Source organism: Enterobacter sp. C6 (genome assembly GCF_008122455.1).
GTDB classification, from domain to species: Bacteria; Pseudomonadota; Gammaproteobacteria; order Enterobacterales; family Enterobacteriaceae; genus Enterobacter; species Enterobacter pseudoroggenkampii.
Genome location: NZ_QPFW01000050.1, coordinates 1 through 1,828 on the forward strand (window position 1 = coordinate 1; position 1,828 = coordinate 1,828).

Annotated in this window: 3 protein-coding genes; all 3 read right to left on the reverse strand. The window is 67.3% G+C overall.

What is annotated here, in order from left to right; translation table 11 throughout:
- Window positions 1-822 (reverse strand): MFS transporter (locus DOU50_RS00360; protein ID WP_148768475.1); only part of this gene is annotated, 822 nt, incomplete at its 3' end.
- The gene (locus tag DOU50_RS00365; RefSeq protein WP_148768476.1) at window positions 819-1,226 is read right to left on the reverse strand and encodes a DoxX family protein; all 408 of its coding nucleotides are present in this window, start codon (window positions 1,224-1,226) and stop codon (window positions 819-821) included. The genes DOU50_RS00365 and DOU50_RS00360, both read right to left, overlap by 4 nt.
- A partial coding sequence (locus DOU50_RS00370) for an amidohydrolase family protein (protein ID WP_148768477.1) occupies window positions 1,226-1,828 on the reverse strand: 603 nt, incomplete at its 5' end. The genes DOU50_RS00365 and DOU50_RS00370, both read right to left, overlap by 1 nt.

Below are 1,828 nucleotides of genomic sequence, written 5' to 3' on the forward strand. Positions count from 1 at the left end.
GCCCGCCGGGCCCAGGCCCAGTTCGCGGCGCGCCACCAGCGGCAGCAGTGCCCAGCCCGCGCTGCCGAAAACGAAGAACGCCACGGTACGCACCAGCACGTTGCGCAGCACCGGGGCGGCGTGCACGTAGCGGATGCCGGTGCGCACCGCAGAGAAGAAGTGCTCCGGCGGCAGACGCTGAATGGACGGGGCCGGACGCCAGCGCCAGAGCACCCACGCCACGCCCACCACGGACAGCGCGTTCAGGGCAAACACCATCCACGGCCCGGCGAGCGACAGCAGGAAACCACCCAGCGCGGGGCCAATCGCCCGGCTGATGTTCACCCCCAGTGAGTTCAGCGCCACGGCGGCACCCAGCTCCGGCTTGCTCACCAGATCGGGCACCACGGCCTGGAACGGCGGCGAGCTCATCGCCGCGCCCACGCTCAGCAGAAACGTCGCCACCAGCAGAACGGTGGGGGTGACGTGTCCGGTGAAGGAGAGCGCCGTCAGCCCGGCGGCGGCGATGAACACCCACAGCTGGGAGAAGAGCAGGTATTTACGTCGGTCGACGATGTCCGCCATCACCCCGGACGGCAGGGCGAAGAGGAACATCGGCAGGCTGCTGGCCGCCTGCACCAGCGCGATATCCAGCGGGTCGGCGCTCAGGGTCAGCATGCTCCAGTTGATGCCGACGTCGCTCATCCATGAGCCGACGTTAGAGACCACCGTGGCGATCCACAGCATGCGGAACACCGGCTGGCTCAGCGGCTGCCAGGGTGAAACCGTCGGTGCGGGCGTCGTCTCGACGTGTGCGTCGCGAACGTCGTTAACCTGGGTCATGCGAACCTCTCCGCTGCCTTACGCTGCAGCCGCCACTGGCCCGGCCCGGTGAGGGCAAGGGTGGTGAAGATAATCAGCAGCAGCCAGCCAAACTGCCCTTCGGCAATCGACCAGTTCGGGTGGACCGCCAGCATCGCCACCAGCAGCACGGCGATAATCGGCAGGCACGCCAGGCGGGTGTAGACGCCCGCAACGATCAACAGCGGGCAGATCACCTCGGCGACAATCGCCGGGATCAGGCTCGCGTAAGGCCCGAAGCCGAACGGATCTTCAATGCGCGTCAGCTCTTCGCTGAAGTGCAGCACCTTCGGCAGGCCGTGCACGTACAGCAGCAGCAGGCTGCCGGTCAGGCGCAGGAAGAACAGCCCCAGGTCGATCCGGGGCGGCATAGTGGTGTTTTTCATCAGAATGCAAAGCAGCTGCAGCCCAGCGCCCCCCAGAAAGCGTTATCGTCGGACACCGGCATCGCTGACGTGCGGGCGAAGTCATGCTGGTGGCTGTGAACCCCGCACGGCCCGCTGCAGTGGTGAGCCACACTCATACCCACGCGTGCGGCCTGCGGCGGCGCGCTGCGGTAGTGGCCCGGCACCTTGACCACCGGTGACCACTCGGGCAGGACCGGGATGGCCGGCGGCGCGAGCGGGCCAAAGCTGCCCGCGGCGTAGACGATATCGCCGTTGACCACCGTGAGAACGGACTCGATGCCCTTGATCTCCTCTTCCGGCACGCGGAAATAGTCTTTGCTCAGCACTGCCAGGTCGGCGAGCTGGCCGACCTTGATCTGCCCCTTCTGGTTCTGCTCGCTGGAGAACCACGCGCTGCCCTGGGTCCAGAGCATCAGGGCGGTATCGCGGTCCAGACGGGCGCTGTGATCGTACATCTGCATCCCGCCGACGGTGCGGCCGGAGACCAGCCAGTAGAGCGCGGTCCACGGGTTGTAGCTCGCCACGCGGGTGGCGTCCGTTCCCAGGCCCACCGGTACGCCGGTCTCGAGCATTTTCGCCAC

Coding starts and splice junctions, on each gene's coding strand:
- DOU50_RS00365 (WP_148768476.1), bottom strand. CDS start 1,226: ATGAAAAACACCACTATGCCGCCCCGGATCGACCTGGGGCTGTTCTTC.